Genomic DNA, 20,434 nt, shown 5'->3' with positions numbered 1-20,434 from the left:
ATATCAATTCTTGGAATCTTTCATCCTACTAAAAAAGACATGATTGTTTAATCATGCCTCTGAAATATGTTGAATGATAGTTTTAATCGCTTCTTTTCCATTATATTTTTTTAATGCTGTTTTATACATCTCATTATTATGAGATAGCTCTTCTATATGCTTTATAAGCGAGTTCACCGTTACATCCTCTTCGTATAATACCGATGCATACCCTTGTCTTTCAAAGGATTCAGCATTTAAAATTTGATCTCCACGGCTTGCAAATTTCGATAACGGAATTAAAACCATCGGCTTTTTCATTGTTAAAAATTCAAAAATCGCATTGGATCCCGCACGTGAAATAACAAAATCTGTTGCTGCTAATATATCCGGCAACTCTCCATGTACATATTCAAATTGTCTATATCCTTCTTTATTTTGTAAGGATTCATCAAGATTTCCTTTTCCGCAAAGATGCACAATTTGATAATTTTCCAGAAGATCTGGAAGTGCCAATCGAACCGTTTCATTAATTTTCTTTGCTCCTAAACTTCCTCCCATAACAGTAATAACTGATTTCTTACGGGAAAACCCTAGAAACTTTAAACCTTTTTCAAGATTTCCTCTTAGTACTTCTTCACGTACTGGTGATCCTGTATATACTACTTTCTCTTTCGGTAAGTGCTTCGCAGCTTCTTCAAATGTAACAAATATTTTCGAGGCAAAACGGAGCGCAATTTTATTTGCTAGTCCAGGTGTCATATCAGATTCATGTAGCAAAACTGGCACCCTATTTAACCATCCTCCAATTACGACTGGTACAGATACGAAACCACCTTTTGAAAAAATCACATCCGGTTTTAGTTTTCGAATCCTTACATACGCTTCCATAACACCTTTCATTACAAGAAAGGGATCTTTTATATTTTTTAAATCAAAATAACGACGTAGCTTTCCGCTTGCAATACTATAATACGGAATGCCTTCCTTTTCTATAATCGTTTTCTCGATCCCTTGATGAGAACCAATATAAGAGATGTCCCAATTTTCTTCCTGTAAATGTGGAATAATGGCTAAATTAGGCGTTACATGCCCTGCCGAACCGCCACCTGTAAAGACTATTTTTTTCATACGTCTCCCCCTTCAACACTATAATACACTAAAATATCTTGCCTCAGGGTGAGAAAATACCATAGCCGTTACAGACGCTTCTGGCTCCATCATAAATCCTTCTGTTAATGAAATACCAATTTCTTCTGGATGAATTAAGCGAAATAATTTTTCTTGATCAGCAAGTTCTGGGCATGCTGGATAACCAAATGATACGCGTATTCCTCTATATTTTGTACGGAATCTCTCTTCCATCGTCAGTTCAGGTGAATCTGGAATTCCCCAGCGATCACGAATGAGCATATGTGTTTTTTCAGCAAGTCCTTCTGCTAATTCAAGTGCTAACGATTGAATTGCATGACTGCGTAAGTAATCTCCCTTCGCCTTCCATTCCTCTGCAATGTCCCGCACTCCTTCCCCAACAGTAACAGATAAGAACGCAACATAGTCCATCTCATCTCCAATAGGGCGTACATAATCTCCTAAAGTACGGTATGGTGCTTTCCCTTGTCTCGGAAATTCAAATCGCTCTATAATACGTGTGTGATCTTCCGGATCGTATATAATTATATTTTGTCCATCACTTTGCGCCGGGAAAAATTGATACACCGCTTTTGGGCGTAACCAAGATTGTCCTTCTTGTAATAATTCATCAATTAAATCATTTAGCTCATGCGCTCTTTTATCCCCTTCTTGCAGGAGTTTTTTTACGTTTCCTTTTAACCCAAGATGGTGTCCAATTAACATTTGTCTATTTAAAAACGGTGCAAGATGAAGGGCAGGAATATCCCGTAATACAACTCGTTTCGTCGAATCTGGCACTATAACAGTTGCTTTTGGCAACGGCTCAATAACTGCGGGAATTTCTATTTTTTTCTCCTCTTGTTTCACAATATGAAGATGGCGTTCCTTTTTATCTTGTTTCATCTTCTCACGCTCTTCTTCTTTTTGTAATTTGTTAATAATATCAAGACCTGTCATTGCATCACTTGCATAACATACGAGCCCTTTATAAGATGGAGAAATACGATTATCTGTAAATTTCCTCGTTAGTGCTGCACCACCTACAACAATTGGAATATCAATATTCGCTGCTTTTAAATCTTCGGCAGTCGTTACCATTTGTTGTGCGGATTTTACTAACAAACCAGAAAGACCAATAATATCAGGTTTCTTTTCTTGTACCTCTTGAACAATTCGATCCGAACGAACATTAATTCCTAAATTAATAATTTCATATCCGTTATTTGATAAAATAATTTCAACGAGGTTTTTCCCAATATCATGTACGTCACCTTTTACAGTCGCTAATAATACTTTCCCTTTTTTTGCACTATCACTAGATTCCATATGTGGCTCTAAATAGCTTACAGCAGCTTTCATACTTTCAGCACTTTGTAATACTTCAGCAACGATAAGCTCATTACCATTAAATAATCGCCCCACCTCATCCATTCCTGTCATAAGCGGCCCGTTAATAATATCCAGAGGTTTTCGTCCTTCTGTAAGCGCGAGACTTAGATCTTCTTGTAGTCCTTGCTTCGTACCTTCTACAATATAGTTTGCCAGTCGTTCATCAAGTGTTAGCGTTTCTTGTGGAGCGACATCTTTCTTTTTGGCAACACGATAAAAGTTTGTGAATTTTTCTAACGTCTCTTTCGTCGTTTCAAATAATAATGCATCCGCAAGACGTTTTTCTTCCTCTGGGATTGACGCATAGCGCTCTAATTTTTCCGTGTTAACAATCGCATAATCTAATCCTGCTTTCGTTGCATGGTATAGAAAGACAGAGTTCAATACTTCACGTCCTGCTGGTGGTAAACCAAAAGATATGTTACTCACACCTAGAATCGTTAAACATTCTGGTAACGCTTCTTTAATAAGACGAATTCCTTCTATAGTCGCTGCCGCTGAACCTATATATTCTTCATCACCTGTTCCTACAGGAAACACAAGCGCATCAAAAATAATATCAGATGGGCGTATACCATACTTCTTCGTTAATAATTCATAGCTTCTTTTAGCAATCTCTATCTTTCTTTCTGCACTAACTGCCATACCATCTTCATCAATTGTCCCTACAACTATCGCAGCACCGTATTTCTGAAGAAGGGGTGTCACTTTTTCAAAACGTTCTTCTCCATCCTCTAAATTAATAGAATTGATAACACCTTTTCCTTGAATATAAGTAAGAGCTTTCGCCATAACATTTTCATCTGTTGAATCAATCATAATTGGTACTTTTAACACTTTCGTAACTTCCGCCAAGAATCTTTCCATATCTTCTATTTCATCACGATCAGGGTCTGCCATACAAATATCAATAATATGAGCATTTTTCTTCACTTGCGCTCTTGCCACTTCAGCAGCCTCTTCAAATTTACCTTCTGCTACTAATCTTTTAAACTTACGCGATCCAATTACGTTCGTCCTTTCTCCAACAAATAGGGGCCTCATAGAATCATCGTATTGCAACGCTTCTAGTCCACTAATTCCATGTCCAACCCTTTCATGATGCTCACGAGGATTAATCGAGGCAAGCGCCAATTTCATTGCACTTATATGTTCTGGTGTTGTGCCACAACAACCACCAATAATATTAATCCATCCTTCTTCAGCAAAACGTTTTACTTTTTCAGCAAGTGACGCCGGAGATTCGTGATAATGCCCATCTTCATCAGGAAGACCAGCGTTTGGATAACAAGAAATATAACACTCCGATAAATCAGATAGAGAACGCATATGTTCCCTCATAAATTCTGGACCAGTAGCACAGTTTAACCCAACCGATAATGGCTTCATGTGCTCTACCGATAAATAAAAGGCTTCGATCGTTTGACCCGCTAAAGTCGTTCCCATCGGTTCAATTGTTCCAGAAATCATAATAGGTACTATTTTGTTTAGTTCTTCAAACGCCGCTTGAATTCCAAGGTACGCAGCTTTCACATTACGCATATCTTGACTCGTCTCAACGAGCAATACATCAACTTCTCCTTTTAATAGTCCTCTCGCTTGCCTTGTATAGGCTTCGATTAACTCTTCAAAAGTCACACCACCTGTAACACTAATCGCTTTCGTCGTTGGTCCCATCGCTCCCGCAACATATACTTCTTTCCCACTTTCTTTGACTGCTTGCTTCGCCAAAAGCGCTGCCCTTTCGTTTAACTCTTCATCTAAATGAGACAATGCATAATCACTTAATACAATATTTGTTGCACCAAACGTATTCGTTTCAATAATATCTGCACCAGCTTCAATGTAGACTTTATGAATATTTAAAATCACATCCGGTCTTGTTTTTACTAAATATTCATTACACCCTTCGTATTCTTCTCCTCCAAAATCTTCCGCTGTTAAGTCTTCTTGCTGGATCATCGTTCCCATTGCACCATCTAATATTAAAATTTCATGTTGTAATCTCTCTTCTATTCGTTTCATCAATTAATACCCTCTTTCACTTCTTGCTTTTCTCTCACATATTTCACGAGATGTTCTGTAATTTCATATTTTAAAAACGGCGTAATAAGATAAATACCGTTAAAATATTTCATTGCCGCATCAATCAACTCTTGTGAAATACGAATCCCTTCCTCGATAGCAGCCTCTTTCGTTTCATGTCCATCCATTTTTTGTCTTATCTCTTCAGGGAGCGTAATACCCGGTACTTCAAAATGAAGAAAATCTGCATTCCGCTTACTTACTAACGGCATAATTCCAATAAAGATAGGTTGTTCCAGATGCTTTGTCGCTTCATATACTTCTTTAATTAAAGCGACATCATAAATTGGCTGAGTTAAGAAATATTCTGCTCCAGCATCAATTTTTCGTTCCATTCGCTTTACCGCTGCTTTTAAATGCCTTACATGAGGATTGAATGCCCCTCCGACAGAAAATCTTGTTGCCGGACCAATTGATTTCCCTAAAATAGAGCGACCGTCGTTCATCTCTTTAATCATTTTAATTAGCTCTATAGATGACAAATCATATACAGAAGTTGCACCTGGAAAATCACCAACGCGCGCTGGATCACCAGTTAAAGCTAGCACTTCCTCCATACCTAATGCTGATAATCCAAGCAAGTGAGACTGTAGTCCAATGACGTTATGGTCTCTACACGTTAAATGCGTCAATACTGGAATATCATGCTTCGTTAATAATGCACCCATAGCCATATTCGAAACGCGAGGAGATGCTAATGAATTATCTGCTAGAGTAATAGCATCCGCTCCAGCCCTTTTCAGTGCTCTTGCCCCTTCAAAAAAACGCTGCGTGTCTAACGTTTTCGGTGGATCTAATTCCACTACAACTGTCGTTTGTTTCTTTGCCTTTTCTGCGAGAGTAACATGAACTCTCGAACGCTTCTCATGTGTATGGACCACTTTAGGCCTTTGAATCGTCTCCTTTTCTATTACAGGTGCAACATTTGCAATAGCACGTTTCATTCCTCCAATATGTTCCGGGGTAGTACCACAGCAACCACCTAATAAACGAATACCTTGTTCAATAAAGTTTGGTGTCATCTCTTCAAAATACGCTGGACTTCCCTCATATACGTAACGCCCTTCCACATAATTCGGGAGACCTGCATTTGGATATGCTGATAAATAGCCATTTTGAGGAATCGATATCATTTTGAAAGCTTCCGTCATATGAAGTGGCCCTAGTTGGCAGTTCAATCCAACAACATTGGCACCGTAATCCAAAAGCTGTTTTAATACTTCATTGACATCATTCCCATTTTGAGTCGTACCTGCCTCATGTAACGCTAACTGAGCAACAATCGGAATATTCGTTTGTTTACGCAATACTTTAACGGCATGCAATAATTCAAATTCATCATAAAAAGTTTCTAATAATAATCCATCAACCTGTTCTTCTAGTAAAGCACCTGCCTGCTCAAGTAACATAAATTCTCGCTCTATATCAGTCGTTGTAACAGCACCAATATGTTTCATACCTCCAATTGTCCCTAAAATTGCATTCCGATCTGTTACTGATGCTTTCGCAATATTCACTGCCGCTTTATTAATTTGGACAACTTGATTTTCTAGACCATACATGCGGAGTTTCGCTTCATTCGCACCATACGTATTCGTTTGAATAACATCCGCTCCAGCAGCTACATATTGTTTATGGATCGATATAATTAAGTCCGGATCAGACAAATTCAATTCTTCAAAACTACTTTGTAAACCATGCGAATGTAATAACGTTCCAACCGCACCATCACCTATTACAATTCCTTTTGATAATAAATCTAGTAATTTCACGAATCTCCCTCATTTCTATCAATATAAAAACCCCCTCTTCACTTTGAAGAGGGGGACATAATTGTTCCTCCTCTTATTATGCAAAACACACGTTTTGCAGGTTTTAGCACCGTTTCAAACATTTAGTTTGAAGGTTGCCGGGTTTCACAGGGCCTTTCCCTCCACCGCTCTCAATAAGAGTTTGTCTTTATTATTTTATTTATGTAGCTAAAAGGAAATACGTTCCCCTTTTAACAATGTTTGTTAATTTTTTATAAATTTAGCATGCACTAAAATAAAAGTCAATGACACTTGCGGAAAAATAAAAATTATTTAAAATAAAGTTGCAATTCAATTATCTTTTGTTGTAAAGTTAAAAACATAATAAAAATTTCATACGAACATTCTTATCTAGAGAGGTAGAGGGACTGGCCCTATGACGCCTCAGCAACCATTAACATTCATTCGTTAATAAGGTGCTAATTCCAGCAAATTGTGAAAGATTTGACAGATGAGAAGAAGACTCTATTCAATCCGAAAGCCTTCTTCTTAGAAGGCTTTTTTTATTTTAAATTCACTTAGTCTTTCACTTTAAAAGGGGGAATTTTCACATGTCAACAATCGAAACAAAACTAGCACAAATCGGGAACCGTAGCGAAGCTACAACAGGAACTGTTAATCCACCTGTTTATTTCTCAACTGCTTATCGTCACGAAGGAATTGGTAAATCTACTGGCTTTGACTATTCAAGAACTGGAAATCCGACTCGCGGTCTTTTAGAACAGGCAATTGCAGACTTAGAAAGCGGTGAGCAAGGGTATGCCTGTAGCTCAGGAATGGCCGCTGTTCTCCTTGTCCTTTCACTATTCCGTTCCGGAGATGAACTTATCGTATCTGAAGACTTATACGGAGGAACATATCGTCTATTTTCCGAACATGAAGACAAGTGGAATATTCGATGTAGATACGTAGATACACAATCTATTAAACAAATTGAGCAAGCAATCACATCTCAAACGAAGGCTATTTTCATAGAAACACCGACTAATCCATTAATGCAAGTTACTGATATCGTAAGTGTAGCAAGTGTAGCGAAAAGGCACGGACTACTTCTTATTGTAGATAACACGTTCTATACACCTTATATACAGCAACCATTAACAGAAGGTGCAAATATCGTCCTTCATAGCGCAACTAAATATTTAGGCGGACATAACGATGTACTAAGCGGACTTGTCGTTGCGAAAGGGAAATCTCTTTGCGAGGAGCTTGCTCATTATCATAATGCCTCTGGTGCTGTCTTAAGCCCGTTTGATTCATGGCTATTAATTCGAGGGATGAAAACTTTAGCACTTCGCATGAAACAGCATGAAGAAAACGCTCATGCAATTGTTGCTTATTTAAATGATGAAGATGGTGTGACAGATGTATTTTATCCAGGAAGAGGTGGTATGATTTCATTTCGCCTTCAAGATGAAACTTGGATTAATCCTTTCTTACAATCTTTATCCTTAATTACATTTGCTGAAAGTCTTGGCGGCGTCGAAAGTTTAATGACTTATCCAGCAACGCAAACTCATGCCGATATTCCAGAAGATATTCGAACAGCACGCGGTGTGTGTAATCGTCTTCTCCGTTTTTCAGTCGGCATCGAAAATAGCAATGATTTAATTCAAGACTTAAAGCAAGCAATTAAACTTGTAAAAGAAGGTGTAAGAATATGAGCTATTCCATAGATACGCTTTTACTGCATAATCAATACAAGCATGACTCACACACAGGAGCTGTTAACGTTCCCATCTATAACACATCAACATTTCATCAGTTTGATGTAGATGCTTTCGGAAAGTATGACTATAGTAGATCTGGAAATCCAACACGTGAAGCTCTTGAAGATATCATTGCTTTATTAGAAGGCGGGACAAAAGGATTTGCCTTTGCATCAGGCATTGCAGCCATTTCTACTGCATTTCTCCTTCTTTCACAAGGTGACCATGTTCTTATTTCAGAAGATGTATATGGAGGCACTTATCGAATTGTTACTGAAGTTCTCTCCCGTTATGGTGTTTCACATACATTTGTTGATATGACCAATGTAGAAGAAGTAAAAGAAAACATTAAACCGAATACGAAGCTCTTTTATGTAGAAACACCTTCTAACCCACTTTTAAAAGTGACAGATATTCGTGCTGTTTCTAATCTTGCAAAATCTATTGGTGCTCTTACTTTTGTTGATAATACATTTTTGACGCCACTATTTCAAAAGCCACTTGATCTTGGCGCCGATGTTGTTCTTCATAGTGCAACAAAATTTATTGCTGGTCATAGTGATGTCACCGCCGGATTAGCTGTCGTAAAAGATGAAGAGCTTGCTCAAAAGCTCGGCTTTCTACAAAACGCTTTTGGTGCTATTTTAGGACCGCAAGATTGTTCTCTCGTGCTTCGCGGCATTAAAACATTGCATGTACGTCTCGAACATTCAGCTGCAGGTACCAACAAAATCGCACATTTTTTACAGGAGCACTCTAAAGTTCAAAATGTCTATTACCCTGGATTACAATCACATCTTGGCTATAATATTCAACAAAATCAAGCAACATCGGCTGGGGCTGTTTTATCTTTCACCTTACAATCCGAAGATGCACTGCGCCAATTCTTATCAAAAGTCAAACTGCCCGTTTTTGCGGTTAGTCTAGGAGCTGTTGAATCTATTCTTTCATATCCAGCAAAAATGTCACATGCAGCCTTATCACAGGAAGCACGTGATGAAAGAGGGATTTCTAATTCATTACTCCGTTTATCGGTTGGTCTTGAAAATGTTAACGATTTAATATCCGATTTCGAAAATGCTCTTTCTTATGTAGAAGAACCTGTAAATGCATAGAGAGAAAAGAAGATATGAAATTAAGTTTTCATATCTTCTTTTTATGCTGTCTAGCATATTCATTTTAATGTTTTTTCTTTTTGTATAGTTCATTAAAAAATAAAAGTATATCATCTATTTCCAAGTAATGGATTAATTGATATATTAAGAAATAAAAAAGGGGTAAAAATAATGGATACTTGCGCAGATATTTTAATCGTTATCGCTTTACAAAATGGGGTATGTTATAGCGGAGAGCATTTATTTGATTTACAAAACTTGCTTACAAAAGTAAATAAAAGAATTTCTTCATACAGAAAATCAAATAAACCAATCATTTTTATTCAACATTGTGATGATGATTTAGTACCCGAAAAAGAACTTTGGGCTATTCATACCGATTTAGATGTTCAAGAACAAGATTTTTTTGTAAGAAAAACACATGCAAATTCATTTTATAAAACAAACTTAAAAGAAATTTTAGATCAATTATCTGTACATCGTATTGAATTCTGTGGTGCCCAAACAGAATACTGCATGGATGCTACGATTAAATTTGCCCACGGACTAGGATACGAAAACTTCATGGGACAGAAAACAACCTCTACGTTAAACAATCCATTTATGTCCGCAAAAGAGACAATTGATTTTTATGAGAATATATGGAACCACAGATTTTTAAAGTTGATAAAAGATGAGCTCTAGAATAAATGACTAATGACTAATGACTAATGACTAATGACTAATGACTAATGACTGGATCATTCTAAGATTTATCAGCTACACTCAAGTGTCTCATTATCATCATAAAGAAGCTGATTACATTGGGCTTCTTTTAAACTGTTTTATATTCTATATATAACATTATAATTCCTTTTTCATATTATTTTAAAAATTTTGTATATTCATTTGAAAGAATAAGAAAATCATGATAAAATTGTGTTACGAATATATCTATATCTTTCAATTTTTGAAACGCATCAAAATTTTCACCCAAAAATGTCATTTTACAAAACTGTGCAAATTTATCTATTTTATTTACATCAGGGTCTCTTTTCTTACAATTTCTTTACTTTAGGACTTTTTTTCTGCAACAACTGTTTTCTTTTCTTTGATTTTTTGGTATGTATAGTATGGTATAACAGCTCACACGGAGGTGGAAAAGAACATGTTAGAAACCTTTCAAAAAGAAATAGAACTATATGAAAGCAATGCAGAATTATTGAAAGTGCTTGCTCATCCTGTTCGCTTATGTATTGTAAAGGGATTAATTGAACGTGGCCCAAGCAACGTTTCTACAATGTACACAGGCTTAAACATGCCACAATCTACAATTTCACAGCATTTAGCAAAGTTAAAAAGTGCTAAAATCGTTTCTAGTGAAAGAAAAGGATTGGAAATTTACTACAAAGTAGAAAACGAAACAATTATTCAACTCGTTCGCGTATTATTAGGTTAGGGACCTATAGACAGAGAAAAAGAGCGTATTCTATATTTTTCATCTCATATCTTTAATATAAATATATATCATGAGAGAAAATATATAATGCTACATAATTAAAAGTCGTATTAAAAAACAAGACACAGAAAATACTGTGTCTTGTTTTTTTTATATTGTTAAATATTGATTCAAAAGTAAATTCTTCATATCTTTCGTGTGTATAACAACATCGAAAGCATTACCTAATCCTCCGTTCAAAATCATAGAACGAACTGCTCGATTTCGTTTTTGAGTTTCAGAAAAAGGATTGGTATCTTGATGGCTAGCAAGCTGATCTAATATTCCTGCTGCTAACAAAAACTCTGATTGCTTCCTATGCCATATCGTATTAATTCCTTGTAGCTCAAAATTCATCTTCAACTCATCCCAATGAACATGCGTAGTAAGGTCCATTTCTCCTGGATATGCAAGTGGATTACGAATTAGCTTATGCTTATAATATCCTCTTAAACTTCCTTCATGATGTGCAGGATGCATCCATTCTTCTTTTGTATATCCATAATCAACTGTAATACATATACCTTTCTGAAACCATTTCGCAATCTCTTCTATATACTCTTCCATTGCAATAGGCACTTCAAAGCGCTGTCCCTCAGCAATGTGAATGTTATATTTCAATAAGTAACGACCGATTCTTTTCTCTATCGGTCTAAATACTTCTGTAAGGTTCCCCTCATCTGTATACGTGATACGTACTTCATACAAAATTCCATTTCTTTTCTCAACTATCTCAACAGGAAACGCATCAAATAATTCATTCGAAAAAATAATTCCTTCGAAAGACTCTCCCATTTCAATATAAGATGTATAATACGACACATTATCAAATGAGCAAAGCCTCTCCTGTTGTAGCCTTCTATGAAAAGGACTCACTTCAATAATTGAATAATTTAAATTGATAAAGGTTTCCGGAGATAATTGTTTCCATTCTTGTAAAACATCATAGGCAAACTTTCCTGTTCCCCCACCAATCTCACAAATATTTGGAGAAACTTCTCCCTTTTCAACAAGCCGAATAAAAAACTTAGCAAAAGTCTTCGCAAATACAGAAGATACATTGCTACTCGTAAAAAAATCTCCCTGTCTTCCAATTTTTTCACGTTCTCTCATATAATACCCATGTTCCTCTGCATATAATACGAGGTTCATATACGTACTATATGAAATCGAATGATCCTTTTCTTTTCCCATCCATTCTCTTAAAATGAGCTCCATCCCCATAATGACTCCTTATTGTAAAAATGGATTATTTTCTTTTTCAAAACCAATGCTCGTTTCTGGACCGTGTCCACATAGCACCGCTGTTTCATCTGGTAACACAAATAATTTCTCTTCAATACTCCCAATTAATTCAGCAAAGCTTCCGCCAGGTAAATCTGTTCTTCCAATACTCATTTGGAATAATACATCACCAGAAAATACAGCATTCGCTTCTTTACTATAATAAGAAATACTTCCTGGAGAATGTCCTGGTGTCTCAAAAATTTCAAAACTAAAAGAACTAATCGTTAATGTACCCTCTGCGTCAATAATATGATCTGCTGGTTTTGCTGTAATACTGCGGTTCATCATAAAAATTTGCGAGCCATTCACAGTTGCATCGCCTAACCAATCCGCTTCTTCTTTATGTACGTATACAGGAATATGAAAAGCGCCTCTCACCGCATCAACCGCACCGATATGATCGAAATGAGCATGTGTTAATAAAACCGCAAGTGGTTTTAACTGTGCTTCTTGTAAATATGTAACAAGTTTTTCTCCTTCATGTCCAGGATCAAAGATAATACACTCATTTTGATCATTCGTTAATATATATGCATTTGTTTGCAATGGGCCTAACGGCATTTGTATCCATTTCATATGAAAATCTCCTCCAGTTATTTAATTTACTTTTAATGATACAACATTTCTTTCTCTTAGGAAAAGAAGGTGTGTTATCTCGACAATCATTTTTAAAACATGTACAATATAAAAGAGTAAATATTCTAAAAACTCATCCTAAGGAATGAGTAGACAGAGGAGGATATTGTATGGGCCTTGTTATTATTTTTGCGCTAGTCACTCTGTTAGCTGTATTTGCTACGCTTAGAACACTTCGCGAAAAAAACTTATTCGCGGGCGGCTTCGCTATTGCAACCGTACTTGTTTTCGGATGGTTTACAATCATGACTGTTCTATATAATGGGTACCCACCAACAGCTTAATCCATTTACATTTTTATTCTCCAACAAGATCTTGCATAAAAAGAGGAAGGGGGTCCCTTCCTCTTCTCATTATTCACAACTTATATCATCTTCGCCTCGTATTTGTGCTTTTTTACAAGCCACGCTCCTCCAATTACACCTGCATCATTACCAAGTATTGCAATTGCTAATTTTGTACTCTTTACAGCACGAGAGAAAGCATATTGCTCGAAATAACGTTGAATTGGCTCTAATAGTGCATCTCCAGCTTTAGATACGCCACCACCAATTACGATTTTCTCTGGGTTCAACGTACTAGCAAGGTTCGCTACAGCTAATCCTAAATAAGAAGCTACTTTTTCCACTACTTCACCTGCTAGTTCGTCACCTTGTCCAAGCGCTTCAAACACATCTTTTGATGTAATAAGCCCTTCTTCTGCTAACATAGAACGTAAAACACTTTCTTTATCTGTCTCTTGTATTTTTTGCATAGCAACACGCACAATACCTGTTGCAGAAGCTACTGTTTCTAAGCAACCTGACTTCCCGCAATTACATGGAAAAGCGTTCTCTGTAACAACTGTAATATGTCCAATCTCACCAGCAGCACCGCTTATACCATGTACAATCTCACCATTGGCGATAACACCACCACCAACACCAGTGCCAAGTGTCATACAAATTAAATCTTTTGCTCCTTCGCCAGCACCTTTCCACATTTCACCAAGCGCCGCTAAGTTTGCATCATTATCAATCACAACAGGTAATCCTGTTTCTACTTCTAGCAAGTCTTTTAACGGATAGTTTTTCCATCCTAAATTAACCGCTTCATAAATCATTCCAGATGCCACATGTACAGGACCAGGAGCTCCCATACCAATACCAATTAGCTTGCTTTTTAATTCACCTAATTCTTCTAACTTTTTATCAATAGCTTTCGCTACATCAAGTGTAATATGTTTTCCTTGTTCATTTGTATTCGTAGGGATTTCCCACTTATGTAAAATTTCACCGTACACATTAATAAATGCTAATTTAATCGTTGTACCACCAAGGTCAACACCAACTAACCATTTCTCTTCCATGTTACTTACCTACCTTTATCTAATTCTTATTTAGCTCTTTTTGAATTTCTTGCTTCAATAAAAATAAAGCTGTTTGATAGTCTTGTGGATCGATTAGCTGTGATTGATTTAATTCACGCAATTCATCTTGCATTAATTGTAAATCTGCAATTCGATCACCCGTATAAATAATCGTACCAAATTTCTTTAGCAATTGCTGAATATCATAAATAGATACCATTTCATCACCCTCTATGCTCACTTACTATAAAAAATTATAATAAGAAAACGTTCACATATTTTATTATAATCACGAAGAAAAAGTCTCGTCAATTTTTATTTGTCTATACAAGCCCATTTTTAACCATTGTTCCTTTTTCTGTAATAATTTTTTCTACATTTTTATCAAATGGCTCTACTGGAATATGTTCTAACATTTGAAAACTATAAGCTAATGATAGCGCTTTCCCTTTATAATGCACGAGATAACGATCATAATAGCCACCGCCATATCCAATCCGTTCTCCTCGCTCTGTATAAGCTACGCCTGGCACGATTTGAAGATCAATTTCATCTGCATTCACTTCTTCCGTAAGCGCTGGAATTGGTTCACGTAAATTCATATACACTGTTTCTAATTGATCAAAATTACTAATTTTCCGGAAAGACATCGTTCGTGTTCCTTTATTACACTTCGGAACAACAACTTTCTTTCCTTCTTCCCAAGCTTTTTCGATAATAGGATATGTATTCACTTCATTTTCCATTGAGAGGGTGATTCCAATTGTTTTAGCTTCAACCCACTCTTTTTGCGCATACAACGAAGCTGCAATTTGCTCTGATAAAGTTGTATACCGTTCTTCTGATAAAGAATTCATGTGTTCTATTATTTGTTTACGTAAACGTAGTTTCTCTTCTCTCACACATTTTCCCCCTCACAGTGACACTTTGCTCTACGATGATAGTGTATCACTTTTAACAGAGGAACCGAATAAAAAAAGAAACAGTAGGAAAATATTCCTACTGCTTACTTTGTTTCACGGTGTAACGTAGACTTCTTGTCACGCTTGCAATACTTTTTAAGCTCGATACGCTCAGCGTTGTTACGTTTGTTTTTCTTTGAGATATAGTTACGATCTCCGCATTCTGTACATGCTAGAGTAATATTCACACGCATTCTTATTTCCCTCCAGTACTAATAACTTAAATCAGACTATACTATAATACCACTTTTAAAATAAAAATTCTACACCTTTTGATATTGTCTAATTTTTTCTATAAGATTTTTCATGTTTTCCCTTGCTATTACTGGGTTTCTAGCATGCGAATACACTAAAAATTTCGGTTGTTTTGTGTCAGAAACGATATAAGACCACTCTTTTTCAGTATATTTGAACTGTACTCCTTCAAATATACCTTCTTCCTTTCTTTCCATATCAGCCAATAATTTCCTCATTACTTTCCCTTTTTCATTCCATGAACATACAACTTCATCACAAAGTAGATAGAGCGGAGGTGATTGCTCTACTATGCTGAGAAATGTTTTTCCCTGCAATGCTATTAGCTCGAATAATTTTCCAATTCGATATAAAATATCTCGCTTCCATCTCGCTTGAAACGACTTTTTTTCATCCTGCGTATAAAATAGAAGGTAACATTCTCCTAATTTCAAAGACATCGGGTAAATATTTCCTGCCGATTCAAGTAATAAATCTGGAATATCTACCTCTTCAAAATCTGTTCCCTGGTAAATATTACTATGATTATCATATAACTCGAAATAATTTCCTTGCTCTGAAAACATAAGTGCCATATTTGCTTTACTTGATTTCATCAAGGCTTTCACATGATGCTTTTGTTCGCCCGCATAAATCCATGTAACTGTGCATCCGAGCCTTTGCAAAAAAATCATAAGTAAATGTTGTAACATATCATTTCTCTTATTAATAAGAAGATGAAACTTCTGTTTTTGTATCGTTTCAATATCAATATGCTCTAACACAGCTTCTACATAATTATTTACAGAAACGTGAACTAGCTTATTTCGTCCCATTTCTTTCTCACAAGCGTAATAAAACGACTCAGACATATATACTTGTTCTATCGCTTTTTGCTGCTTATACGTTAAAAATGAGCCCTCCTTACCATACAATTGTATAACAATCCCTCTTTCGCTTTCCACTTGAACGAAAACTCCACCTGCACATTGCAAATTATGAATGGCATACTGAAAAAGCGACTCATTCATTTCTTTACATTCCATCGTATGAATCCCGCTGCCATGAATGGCATGGAGGAATAAATTTTTAAAGGAAGTTGTTTCTATATTTTCCTGACTTCCAATCAATATACTCTCTCCTTTAGCAAAAAGAGATCCATAAGCCATTGCAACTTTCACAATAAATTGAGGAGTAATTTCAACATTACCCCTTCCTACAATCCGGCTTTTTTGTAACCACCCTGCACTCTTTTCACTCTCTTTAACACCGGCAGAACCTACTATCGAATGACTATCTATCTCCTTATATGGCCATATTTTTCCTTTTTGCTTAATTACTGTACTTTTCCCTATATGACAATGGTCCGCTACAATACTTTTTTGAAAAAGTGTAACATCATCTTCGACCATTGTATGATCTCCTATTGTTGTTTCTAACAACTCACAATTTTTTCCTATATGAGCGTTTGCAAAAATGATGCTTTTTTGAAGATGAGAATAACTTGAAACGATACTATTTTTCCCGATAATAGAGTACGGTTCAATTACAGCCCCCGCACCAATCATTGCTCCTTCCCCAATAAAAGAAGGACCATGAATTTTCGTCCCTTTTCCTATCGTTACACCTTCTCCCATCCACACCATTGGTAATACTTCTGTATATGGAATAGGCACCTTCAATTTTTTCGTCAACAAATCGAATTGAGCTTGCCGATATTGATCAAATGTACCAATATCTAGCCAATAGTCTTCTGATAAATATGCAAATAAAGCATTTTTATTCGCCAATAACGGAAACACATCATGACTGAAATCCGAAAATCCCATGGATGGTATGTAAGAAAAGATTTCTGGCTCCATTATATAAATACCTGTATTCACAATATTAGAAACTACCTCATTCCAGCTCGGTTTTTCTATATATCGTATAATTTCTTGTTCTTTATTCATTACAACTAACCCAAATGAGAGTGGGTTTTCTACTTCTTTCGCAAACATCGTTACCATTCTCTTCTTCTGTTCATGAAATGCAATTCCTTCTGATAATTGAAAGTCAGTTAATGCATCCCCACTAATAACAACAAATGTTTCATCTAAAAAACTTTCCGCTTGCTTAATGCTCCCTGCTGTTCCAAGCGGAGGAGAATCTTCAAAATAATACAAGTTAACTCCCCACTTACTACCATCACCAAAGTATTGCTTAATGGCAGTACTCATATATTGAACTGTAATTGCAATTTCACGAATACCATGCTGACGTAATAATTCAATATTATATTCAAGAACTGGTTTTTCTAACAATGGTAACATCGGTTTTGGAGTATTACATGTTAATGGTCTAAGACGTCTCCCTTTTCCTCCAGCTAAAATAACCCCCTTCATATACTTCAGCCTCCACTTATATAATGTTCAAGAACTCCGTATATCATTTATCCCACATTAACTGCAGGAAAAGTCCGGTTTGGTAAATCTAACAATCAGTGAGAGACAGCCCCACTAATTAAAGCCTCACTTTATGAATAAATGTGCCTTTTAACTCCCGATAAAAAAGAAAGCGCTTACCATTAACTTAGTAAAATAATTAATAAGACGTAACTAACACATATGTACTTATTTTCCCATTAATTATGATACATCTTATCATCATAGACTAAAGGAAACAACGAGCTTTTTTTGTCATGTTTTGACTAAAAAAAGTAGGTGATTTCTCATCACCTACTTTTTCCCCTACTCATTCAATAAATAATGCTTTCCTTTTACTAAATAAAATACATTCTCAGCAATATTTGTAACATGGTCTGCTACACGCTCAATATATCTTGCAACAAAGGATAGTTGTGTAATTTGTGTAATCGCTTCTGGTTGTCCAGGGACAGAGGAAATAAATTCACGAATCGCTTTCCCATAAATTTCATCAACTGAATCATCCATTTCAGCAATTTGTTTAGCAAAAGTTAAATTTTCTTGCTCATATGCTTCTAATGCTAAATTTAACATCTTATGAGCAATCTCAAACATTTCCTCAAGATTACGCAAGCTAACGACCACTTCTTTTTCACCAAGACGAATTGTTGATTTCGCAATATTAACAGCATGGTCTGCAATACGTTCTAAATCTGTCGCTGTTTTAATTGAAATGAAAATCCTTCTTAAATCACTTGCTACAGGCTGCTGCTTTGTAATAAGCATAAGCGCAAGGTCATTTATTTCCTCTTCTAAATTATCCATGCGATAATCCCCATCAATGACTTCTAACGCTTTCTCTACATCCCTGTTGTGAAGACCTTCCATAGCGATCAATAAAGCTTCCCTTGCTAACTCACCAAGCTCAATCACCTTTTGCTGTAACGTTTTTAAATCACATTGAAACTGTTCTCTTACCATCGTTTCTTCCCCCTCAATATTATGTGCCATTTTATATAAATCCCCTACCCAGCCTCTTGTACGTTTATTAAGCCTTGAGAAAAGAGAAATATTACTCCCCTATTAGAATGAGGTGAAAGTGAGAAATGCCCTCTGTTAAGGGGGCATTTACTCTTAGCCTTGCTAGCGATATCAACCAAATCGTCCTGTAATGTAGTCTTCTGTACGCTTATCTGTAGGTGTTGTAAATAATTTGTTCGTATCTGTATATTCCACAACTTCTCCACTTAAGAAGAAAGCAGTTTTATCTGAAATACGTGCTGCTTGTTGCATGTTGTGCGTCACGATAACAATACTAAAGTCTTTCTTTAACTCCTGAATTAGCTCTTCTACTTTTGATGTTGAAATTGGATCTAGCGCCGATGTTGGCTCATCCATTAAAATTACGTCTGGCTCAATCGCTAAGCAGCGTGCAATACATAGGCGCTGTTGCTGTCCACCTGATAAACCATATGCATTATCGTGCAAACGATCTTTTAACTCATCCCAAATCGCTGCTCCGCGCAAGCTCTTTTCAACGATTTCATCAAGTGTTTTTTTGTCACGAACACCATGGATTTTCGGGCCATATGCTACATTTTCATAAATAGATTTTGGGAATGGATTTGGCTTTTGGAATACCATACCCACATGCGTACGTAATTCTTCAACCGGATATGACTTTTCGAATATGTTTCGTTCTCTATATTCGATAACGCCCGTAGTTCGAACGATAGGCACTAACTCTACCATACGATTTAGTGTTTTTAAGTACGTTGATTTACCACAACCACTTGGACCGATAATCGCTGTTACTTCATTCTCATGAATACTTAAGTTGATATCTTTTAAAGCGTGGTCTTCTCCGTACCATAAATTTAAATTTTTCGTATCAAATACCACTTTTTTTGGTGCTGTCTCAATCTTTTTCTCGTTTTTCACCTGTACATTTACTACTGTTGCTACCATTTGAATTCCCCTTTCATCCACTTCCAACTTATTTTCGATTTCGTAACCATAAGACAAATATATTTATAAAGAGCAGCAACCCTAACAAAACAATCATCCCAGCTGCTGCTACATACTGAAATTCTTCTTGTGGTCTACTCATCCAATTAAAAATTTGAATTGGTAAAACCGTAAATCTATCAAACATACTGAACGGAACATAATTTGCAAAGGCAAGAGCCCCAATGACTAATAATGGTGCTGCCTCACCAATTGCTCTCGATACCGCTAACGTACATCCCGTTACAATCCCTGGCAAAGCTACTGGCAATACAATTTGATACATCGTTTGCCACTTCGTAGCACCTAATCCGTAAGAAGCCTCTAGTAATGAGCTCGGCACAGTTCGAATCGCTTCTTGACTAGCTACAACAACAGTTGGTAAGACGAGTAAACTCATCGTCAGTGCCGCTGCCATTATGCTCTCTCCTAAATGGAGAGCGTATACGAAAATAGTTAACCCGAGTAAACCAAACACAACGGAAGGTACCCCTGCTAATGTTTGATTATTTAATTCAATTAACTTTTTAAAAACGGACTCCTTCGCATAATGCTCTAAATAAAGAGCTGTTCCGACTCCAAATATAAAAGAGACCGGTATAACAATGCTCATAAATAGTATTGTTCCTGACAAAGCAGCGACAATCCCAGCTTCTCTCGGATTACGTGAGGCGAAGTTTGTAAAGAAATCTATTGAAAGATAACTTATACCTTTTTCAAAAATTTGAAAAAGCAATATAAAAAGTATTACTACTGAAAACAAAATTGCTATATAAAACAAACACTTGTAAATCCGATCCTTTAAAAAACGCGATGCCATATTTTCTTGTATTTTTTTATGGTTTAACATTCGCAT

General features: G+C 36.2%; 18 protein-coding genes and 2 riboswitches. Of the genes, 5 read left to right on the top strand and 13 right to left on the bottom strand.

Translation table 11 applies throughout. The features are described 5' to 3' along the window. Positions 1-51: 51 nt before the first annotated feature. Genes ACFVQC_RS03280 through ACFVQC_RS03270 form a run of 3 tightly spaced genes read right to left on the bottom strand, consistent with a single transcriptional unit; the run spans position 52 to position 6,359 of the window. Positions 52-1,110, bottom strand: a complete 1,059-nt coding sequence (locus tag ACFVQC_RS03280) for an undecaprenyldiphospho-muramoylpentapeptide beta-N-acetylglucosaminyltransferase (protein WP_377897415.1) — start codon at positions 1,108-1,110, stop codon at positions 52-54. A gap of 18 nt (positions 1,111-1,128) precedes the next feature. Continuing rightward, positions 1,129-4,527, bottom strand: coding sequence for a methionine synthase (gene metH, locus ACFVQC_RS03275; protein ID WP_377898126.1), 3,399 nt, complete (start codon positions 4,525-4,527; stop codon positions 1,129-1,131). After that, on the bottom strand, positions 4,527-6,359 hold the full coding sequence (locus ACFVQC_RS03270) for a bifunctional homocysteine S-methyltransferase/methylenetetrahydrofolate reductase (protein WP_377897414.1): 1,833 nt from the start codon (positions 6,357-6,359) through the stop codon (positions 4,527-4,529). Before ACFVQC_RS03270 ends, metH begins: the two co-directional genes overlap by 1 nt. Before the next feature lie 70 nt (positions 6,360-6,429). Further along, positions 6,430-6,539: riboswitch (SAM riboswitch) on the bottom strand. Between the two features lie 203 nt (positions 6,540-6,742). Continuing rightward, a riboswitch (SAM riboswitch) is annotated at positions 6,743-6,856 on the top strand. A gap of 93 nt (positions 6,857-6,949) precedes the next feature. On the opposite strand from ACFVQC_RS03270, the gene metI reads away from it, so the two are divergent. The 4 genes from metI (at position 6,950) to ACFVQC_RS03250 (ending at position 10,660) form a co-directional block, all read left to right on the top strand. Next, the gene (gene metI / locus ACFVQC_RS03265) at positions 6,950-8,062 is read left to right on the top strand and encodes a cystathionine gamma-synthase/O-acetylhomoserine thiolyase (protein WP_219920212.1); all 1,113 of its coding nucleotides are present in this window, start codon (positions 6,950-6,952) and stop codon (positions 8,060-8,062) included. After that, complete coding sequence (gene metC, locus ACFVQC_RS03260; protein ID WP_377889275.1) at positions 8,059-9,222, top strand: cystathionine beta-lyase; 1,164 nt, start codon at positions 8,059-8,061, stop codon at positions 9,220-9,222. Before metI ends, metC begins: the two co-directional genes overlap by 4 nt. A gap of 171 nt (positions 9,223-9,393) precedes the next feature. Beyond that, on the top strand, positions 9,394-9,906 hold the full coding sequence (locus tag ACFVQC_RS03255) for a cysteine hydrolase family protein (RefSeq protein ID WP_377897413.1): 513 nt from the start codon (positions 9,394-9,396) through the stop codon (positions 9,904-9,906). Between the two features lie 463 nt (positions 9,907-10,369). After that, the gene (locus tag ACFVQC_RS03250) at positions 10,370-10,660 is read left to right on the top strand and encodes an ArsR/SmtB family transcription factor (RefSeq protein ID WP_000894375.1); all 291 of its coding nucleotides are present in this window, start codon (positions 10,370-10,372) and stop codon (positions 10,658-10,660) included. A gap of 150 nt (positions 10,661-10,810) precedes the next feature. Here the strand turns inward: ACFVQC_RS03250 and ACFVQC_RS03245 are convergent, their stop codons facing one another. Both ACFVQC_RS03245 and ACFVQC_RS03240 read right to left on the bottom strand, forming a co-directional pair. Further along, a complete protein-coding gene (locus ACFVQC_RS03245) occupies positions 10,811-11,923 on the bottom strand; it encodes a class I SAM-dependent methyltransferase (protein ID WP_377897412.1) in 1,113 nt (370 codons plus the stop codon). Positions 11,924-11,932: 9 nt separating this feature from the next. Then, on the bottom strand, positions 11,933-12,562 hold the full coding sequence (locus tag ACFVQC_RS03240) for an MBL fold metallo-hydrolase (protein WP_070144867.1): 630 nt from the start codon (positions 12,560-12,562) through the stop codon (positions 11,933-11,935). Positions 12,563-12,732: 170 nt separating this feature from the next. On the opposite strand from ACFVQC_RS03240, the gene ACFVQC_RS03235 reads away from it, so the two are divergent. After that, positions 12,733-12,906, top strand: a complete 174-nt coding sequence (locus tag ACFVQC_RS03235; RefSeq protein WP_070144868.1) for a DUF2759 domain-containing protein — start codon at positions 12,733-12,735, stop codon at positions 12,904-12,906. An 80-nt stretch (positions 12,907-12,986) separates the two neighbouring features. Here ACFVQC_RS03235 and glcK read toward each other — a convergent pair whose 3' ends face one another. The 8 genes from glcK to pstA all read right to left on the bottom strand — a co-directional run bounded on the left by glcK (position 12,987) and on the right by pstA (position 20,434). Continuing rightward, positions 12,987-13,970 (bottom strand): glucokinase, encoded by a 984-nt coding sequence (gene glcK / locus ACFVQC_RS03230; protein WP_002145726.1) that lies wholly within the window; start codon positions 13,968-13,970, stop codon positions 12,987-12,989. Positions 13,971-13,989: 19 nt separating this feature from the next. Next, complete coding sequence (locus ACFVQC_RS03225) at positions 13,990-14,190, bottom strand: YqgQ family protein (protein ID WP_000253699.1); 201 nt, start codon at positions 14,188-14,190, stop codon at positions 13,990-13,992. A gap of 103 nt (positions 14,191-14,293) precedes the next feature. After that, on the bottom strand, positions 14,294-14,872 hold the full coding sequence (locus ACFVQC_RS03220; protein ID WP_377889284.1) for a 5-formyltetrahydrofolate cyclo-ligase: 579 nt from the start codon (positions 14,870-14,872) through the stop codon (positions 14,294-14,296). A 104-nt stretch (positions 14,873-14,976) separates the two neighbouring features. Further along, positions 14,977-15,126, bottom strand: coding sequence for a 50S ribosomal protein L33 (gene rpmG / locus ACFVQC_RS03215; RefSeq protein ID WP_001265616.1), 150 nt, complete (start codon positions 15,124-15,126; stop codon positions 14,977-14,979). A 69-nt stretch (positions 15,127-15,195) separates the two neighbouring features. Further along, a complete protein-coding gene (locus ACFVQC_RS03210; protein WP_377889286.1) occupies positions 15,196-17,550 on the bottom strand; it encodes a sugar phosphate nucleotidyltransferase in 2,355 nt (784 codons plus the stop codon). Positions 17,551-17,895: 345 nt separating this feature from the next. Further along, a complete protein-coding gene (gene phoU, locus ACFVQC_RS03205) occupies positions 17,896-18,552 on the bottom strand; it encodes a phosphate signaling complex protein PhoU (protein ID WP_002145720.1) in 657 nt (218 codons plus the stop codon). A gap of 171 nt (positions 18,553-18,723) precedes the next feature. Beyond that, positions 18,724-19,539 (bottom strand): phosphate ABC transporter ATP-binding protein, encoded by an 816-nt coding sequence (gene pstB, locus ACFVQC_RS03200; RefSeq protein WP_002111857.1) that lies wholly within the window; start codon positions 19,537-19,539, stop codon positions 18,724-18,726. 28 nt (positions 19,540-19,567) lie between these two features. Then, a complete protein-coding gene (gene pstA, locus ACFVQC_RS03195; RefSeq protein ID WP_070144872.1) occupies positions 19,568-20,434 on the bottom strand; it encodes a phosphate ABC transporter permease PstA in 867 nt (288 codons plus the stop codon).

Origin of the sequence: Bacillus sp. NPDC057893 (genome assembly GCF_042796455.1) — a bacterium.
Lineage (GTDB): Bacteria > Bacillota > Bacilli > Bacillales > Bacillaceae_G > Bacillus_A.
Note: the sequence above shows the minus strand (reverse complement) of the source record. Positions and strands in the feature narration are given on the sequence as shown.